Here is a 6,561-nt window from a genome sequence, read left to right on the forward strand (position 1 = left end):
TATCTTTAGCCCTTTTCCAGCCAGCCCTCAATCGCCTTGTTGCCCTCCGCATAGATGGCGAGCAGGCTTTGCTTCAGGCTTTCCGGCGTTTCCAGGCCGAGCAGGTGCGCCATGCGCAGGCTGGCATGGGGGGTGAGCTCGTGCTCGCCGCCGGTATCCTCGCTGGGGTCGTGATAACACAGGCGCACCAGCTGCTGAATGGCGGAGAGGCGTTGCAGCCTGGCGCCCATTGCCCTGGCTTCGGCGCGGGGGATGGCGCCGGTCTCCGTCAGCCGATGCAGGGCGGTGAGGATGTTGGGGTGCCAGGCGTCGGGGTATTTCGGCAAATGGGTGAGCAGCAGCCACTGGATGAGCAATTCATGATCCAGCAGGCCCCCCGCGTGGTGCTTGACGTCCCACCAGGCCTTGGGTGGGAGATTCTGACGAATTTTGGCGCGCAGCTCGCGCAGGTCGGCCAGGTAATCCTTTCCTTTGGCATGATGACTAAGCATGCCGCGCAGCCATTCTTCCGTCTGCTGTTGAAGTAACTCCGGGCCGATGGCGAGGCGCGCGCGCGTCATGGCCAGTTTTTCGTAGGTCCATGCGGGGCCGCCTTCGGCGTAATATTCCTTGAGCGCGGCGAAGGAGCAGGCGGTGGCGCCGTCCTTGCCATAGGGGCGCAGGCGCAGGTCCAGGCTGTAAAGCTGGCCGTACTGCATGCGGGCGCTGATAGCGGTGACAAGACGCTGCGCCAGGCGGTTGTAATAGATTTCGGGCGAGAGTTTGCAGTCGCCCTGTTCGGCGGCATCGAAGAGGATGATGATGTCGAGATCGGAGGCGAGCGTCAGCTGCTGGCCGCCCCATTTGCCCAGCGCCAGAATGCCTGCCGCGCCGCCTTGGGGCGTGCCGTATTGTTCTGCCATGTCCTGGCTGACCTGCTGCCAGACCTGCTCCACCACCACGTCGGCAAGGTCGGAGAAGCGCTGCCCGGCTTCTTCCAGCGGCATTTCCTGCATCAGCAGGCGCGTGCCAATCACAAAGCCGTATTCATGGTTGAACTGGCGGCAGAGGTGGAGGGCGGCCTCGCGGTCGGTGGTATTGGCGAGCATGGAGGAGAGCTCGCGCGCCAGGCTTTCCCTGCCGGGCCATTCGCGCAGGCGGCGCAGCGCCAGGTAGCGGTCAAGCACGAAGGGGAAATGGCTAAGAATGTCGGCCAGCCTGGGTGAGCTGTCGAGGATGGCGGCCACAAGGCGGATCATCTCGCTCTGGTGATAGAGGAGCGAGAGGAATTGCACGCCCGCGGGCAGGGCGAAGAGGAGGCTGTTGAAATCGCGGAAGCAGCGGTCGGGCTGGCTGGTGGCGGCCAGGGCGGTGAGAATGTCGGGGATGAGCTCGGTCATCAGCTCCCGCGCCTTGGCGCTGCGCATGGCGCGGCAGGTGCCGGAATGCCACTGGCGAATGAGCTGGGCCACAATGCTTGGGTCCTGATAACCGAGCGCGGTAAGGGTGCGGGTGGTTTCGGGGTCTTCGTCGTTGCCGGTGAAGACGAGGTTGGCGCGGCCGGAGTGATCGTTCTCCGGTCCGGTCTGGACGTTCAGCGGTTTGTGCTCGGCGAATAGCGGGCGGCAATGTTTCATCACCGTAGCCAGAACGTGATGCACGGCCTGGCGGAACTGGTTCGTATCGGCAAAGCCCATGAGGGCGGCCACACGCCTGAGGCCGGTCTCGTCATCGGGGATGCGGTGCTCCTGCTGGTCATCAATCATCTGGATGGCGTGTTCCAGCTGGCGCAGCGCGTGGTAGGCATCGGTCAGCTCATCGCGCGTGTCCTCGCCAATCAGGGTTTTGGCCGCCAGCGCATGCAGCGTCTGCACCGTGCCGCGCAGGCGGAATTCCGGTACGCGGCCACCCCAGATGAGCTGCATGGTCTGCACGAAGAGTTCGATATCGCGAATGCCCCCCGCGCTGAGTTTGATGTTGTGCCCGCCGAGATGTTCCGGCGCGATGCCGTGCTGGCTGTCGATCTGCCGTTTGATGGACTGGATATCGGCGATGGCGGCGAAATCCAGGTGCTTGCGCCAGACATAGGGCACGAGGGATTTGAGGAATGCATCCGCCGCCGTACGGTCACCCGCGACATAACTCGCTTTGATATAGCAGGCGCGTTCCCAGTTCTGCCCTACGGTTTCGTAATAGGTCAGCGCGGCGTGGGTGGACATGATGATGGGGGTGGAAAAGGGGTCCGGCCGCAGGCGGAGATCGACCCGGTGGACATAGCCGTCGGCGGTGCGTTCGTTCAGCAGGGTGACGAATTCCTGCGTGGCGCGCACCAGCGCCTGACGGGGGGCGTCGTCGCCGGTGGAGGGCAGGCGCTCGGGGTCGAAATAAAGGATCAGGTCCACATCGCTGGAATAGTTGAGCTCGCTGGCACCGAGCTTACCCATGGCGAGCACGAAAATGCCGCTGTCATCGGGGATGCAGGGTTTCAGATGGCCCTTGGCGATGAGGTTTTTCAATATTTGCGCGTAGGCCGCCTCAATGGCCATGGTGGCCACGCGCGAAAGGGCGAGGGTGACCTGTTCCGGCTGCCACCAGCCGCCCAGATCGGCCAGGGCGATGATGATGGCGGAGCGCGATTTCAGGATGCGGAGCGCCGCCATGAGCGCATCGGTGGAGCTGTCGTCCAGCGGTTCGGCCAGCCAGCTTTCCAGCACCTGGTCGGGCCCGCTTTCAAAGAGGTTCAGCACCGTGCGCGGGTGGCGGCCGATCAGCTTGGTCAGGTAGGGGCTTGCCGCACCAACGGCTTTCAGCAATGTGGCGGCCTGCGGATTTTCAAGCAGGGCGGCGAAGGCCGGTTCCAGCCCGGCCTCGGCATAAAGCTGACGCCAGGTTTCAACAGCCTCGGCCGCGGCGTTTTCATCCATCACCACCGGCATGGGGCCGGAAGCGGGTGCATTCAGCAGAATATTGGTGAGGGCGGCCATAATCATGTTTTAAGAATTCATGCGCTATTTACTAGCTCTTTTTGGTCTTAACTGGCATGGGTGAGAAGGAAAGCCCATGCTCCATCGTTTAACAGTTGGTTTTAAAGCAGGAACAGGATGCGACGGACGCGTCAATGGCTGATCTATGGAATGGCGGGCATGGCCGGGGCTGTGTTCGGCGTGCTGCTATGGCTGTTTGCCAGCCCGTCCCCGCAACAGGTGGGGTGGGTACTCAGGATCGTCCATGTGCTGAACGGGTCGTTCGATTCAAACCTCACCAGCCAGCAGGCCGTTTTTACGCGCAACGGCTGGAGTGGCGAATACCGGCTGGATGTGGACGGGCTGAAGATCGAGGATCGCCAGCATAGCTGGGTGATCAAAGCGCCAAGGCTGACGTTGGAAATTTCCCTTCCCGGCTTGATGAACGGCCGTCCTGTCACGTCGCTGCGGTCGCCCTATATCCGCACCGCGATTATCTCACGCGTGGGGGTGGTGACATCCAAAACCCAGCAGGCCAAAAGCCAGTCATGGGATATTGTGAGGATGGCCAATCACTTTTTTACCAGCACGCATGTGCCGGAAGTCTATCTGGAGAAGATCGACATCACCTATCGTCAGCCCGCGCAAGATATCCACTGGGAGATGGTGGGCGCGAGCATCACCACCGCGCCAGATGCGAATGGCGGCATGAGCGGGAAACTGGATGCCGGCTTTACCTACCAGCTGCCGGTGCTTGAAGTGATGACCGCCGATGAAAAAACGGGAGAGCTAACCGTCAAGCCGGTGACGGCTGCCAATGCAAGGCCCAAGGATTTATACGGCCCCTTTGTGCCGGATGAGGGCGATAAACCGCTGGTGACCAGCGGCGAGGCGCAGCTGCATGTGGATGCTCAATGGCCCGGTGTAGGGTCCGGTGTAGGGTCTGGCGCTTCCGCCAAAACAGCGCGTCAGCAGGGCAAGGCGCATATGGAAGCCAGGAACATACCGCTGGCAATCGCCGCATTGCTGGATTCTCAACTCGCGCCGGTGGCGGGGTTGCGCGGCACCGTCAACGCCACGCTCGACGCTGTGCTCAACCCCTGGGGCGGACTTACCAGCGCCAACCTCACACTCACCAGCGAACATGGCGCCTATGTGCAGCATGAATGGTATGATCAGCCGGTCGATTACCGCGATTTTCAGGCGCATGTCACCATGGGCGGTAAGCCCGGCGTGTGGCTGCTGAAGGATGCATCGGTCAAAACCATGCAGGCCACTGCCTCTGCTGAGGGAATGCTCGATGTTTCAGGCCCCAGGCCCGTGTTTGACGTGACCACGCGGGTGGAGAATTTTCCTGCCTCCGCCTTGGGAGGCTACTGGCCGAAAACCGCCGGGGCCGATCCGCGCGAATGGGTGCTGACGCACATTACCGAAGGCACGGTGAGCAAGGCGGTGGGACGCTTCCGCATGAGCGCGGCGGACTATGCGGCCAAGCGCACGTTCGGCCAGACGCTTTTTGCGCAGCTCGAACTCGAGAATGCCACCATCGGCTATTACGATGACATGACGCCGGTGACCGGTGTGAACGGCTTTGTGCAGTTTACCGGGCGTGGGTTGAAGGCGCGGCTTGCGGAAGGGCGCATCGGCGAAGCGAAGGTGACCGACGCGGCGCTGGATATGGAGGATTTTCTCATTCCCATCACCAATTTGCATTTACGCGCGCATGTGGAAGGGCCCGCCTCGGCGGTTGCTTCGTATCTCTCGCACCCCGTGCTGGAGGTATCACAGCTGGTGGGGCTTGATGCCGCACATGCCGGTGGGCGCGTGAGCGGTGAATATACCATGCATCTGGAAATCGGCACGGCAGGCAAGGTGACAATGCATTACGGCGTGGATGCGGATTTGCACGATGTGAGCAACCCGAATCTGCTTGACCGGTATGACGTCTCCGCGGCGAATGGGAAACTGAAGATCGTTAATGACAGGCTCACGCTGCAGGGCAGCGCCAGGCTGAACGACGTACCCGCGAAACTGAACGTGAGCTATGCTATCGGCTCGGCCGATGAGGCGGTGGATTACACGGCGGAAGTGGACACGGACGGCGCAGGGCTGACGCGCCTTGGCTTTGGCGTGCCGAACGGGCCGATGGGCACGCTCGGCGGCACCAGCCAGATCAAGGTGGAGGCCAATGTCCGCAAGGGGCGTGAAATCACCAAGGTGCAGGCGGACCTGAAGAACGCCACGCTGGACGTACCGGTGCTGGGTTACAGCAAGCCGGCCGGAAAACCCGCCAGCGCCAGCCTGACGGCAACCTATGACGATACCACCAAAATCACCGGCATTCCGGACCTCAAGCTGACGGGCGAGGGGCTGAACCTTCAGGGCAGCATCGTGGTGGATGGCAGCAATGGGGATGGCGGCTGGCGCGAAGTGAAACTGCCCGTGCTGCGCATGGGCAAAAGCGATGTGCAGCTGGAGATGACCCGTAAAGGCGGGGTGGTGAATGTGAAGCTGAGAGGCGATGTGCTCGATGCATCCTCATTGCTGGACCAGAGCGATGAGCTGATGGATGACGGCGCCAAGAATTCCTCGCCGATGGAAGTGGATGCAAGCGTGTCACGCATGCTTTTCGGCGATAAGCGCGAGCTGAAGAATGTCAGCTTCACCATGAGCTGTAATGCGGATTTATGCAGCAAGGCCGAGGGCAAAGGCTCCTTTGGTAGCGGAGAAATCGTTACCTATAAGCTGGAAAAGAACGCCGAGGGTAAACGCAGCGTGAGCATGGGGACGGAAAATGCCGGGGAGTTTTTCCGCGTGCTGGATATCAGCGACAATGTGATGGGCGGCAAGCTCGACCTCAAAGGCTATTATGACGACACCAAACCGGGGCATCCGCTGGTGGGCAGGCTGAACGTGACCAAGTTCAAAACCTCACGCGCCAATGCGCTGGCCAAGCTGCTGAACGTGGCATCCCTCACCGGCATTACCGAATTGCTGGAAGGCGGCGGCATCGGGTTTGAGAAATTGCATGCGCCGTTTGTGTTCGGGCATGGCATTCTGGAAGTGAAGGATGCCTATTCCATCGGGCCGTCGCTCGGCATCACCTTCACCGGCAAGGTGGATACGAAACAGGAGATCATTGATGCCGACGGCGCGGTGATTCCGTCCTACATGGTCAACGGCATTCTCGGCAGCATTCCCATTCTGGGCAAATTGCTGACAGGCGGGGATTCCAAGGGCGGCTTGTTCGCGGTGAATTACAGCATGAAAGGATCGTTGAAAGACCCGGACGTGACGGTGAACCCACTTTCCATTCTTACACCTGGATTTCTGCGCAAGATTTTCGATATTCCCGCCGCCATGGCGGACAGCGCCAGCGGCGCACCGCAGATTGGCGATGCGATTGAAAAGGACAGCAAGCCTGCCGCTGGTAAGCCGATGGGGTCTCCTAACAGGAAGTAGCGTGGCTCTGGTTTTTATTGGCTCGCGCTGCTCGCTGTTACGCGCCAATAAGGCGCGGGGCACGGTCGTGCCCAGTCGCTTCGCTCCGGCTTTTTGTTGGCTCGCGCTGCTCGCTGTTACGCGCCAATAAGGCGCGGGGCACGGTCGTGCCCAGTCG

2 protein-coding genes are annotated in these 6,561 nt (G+C 61.2%); one reads left to right on the forward strand and one right to left on the reverse strand.

All coding sequences use genetic code 11. From position 1 onward, the window contains the following. Positions 1-5: 5 nt before the first annotated feature. Positions 6-2,969, reverse strand: coding sequence for a bifunctional [glutamine synthetase] adenylyltransferase/[glutamine synthetase]-adenylyl-L-tyrosine phosphorylase (locus GC177_10965; protein ID MBI1276471.1), 2,964 nt, complete (start codon positions 2,967-2,969; stop codon positions 6-8). Between the two features lie 111 nt (positions 2,970-3,080). Between GC177_10965 and GC177_10970 the strand changes: the two genes are divergently transcribed. Further along, positions 3,081-6,404, forward strand: a complete 3,324-nt coding sequence (locus GC177_10970) for a hypothetical protein (protein MBI1276472.1) — start codon at positions 3,081-3,083, stop codon at positions 6,402-6,404. Positions 6,405-6,561 lie beyond the last annotated feature (157 nt).

The sequence above is a fragment of the bacterium genome (assembly GCA_016124905.1).
Lineage (GTDB): Bacteria > Pseudomonadota > Alphaproteobacteria > Rickettsiales > RI-342 > RI-342.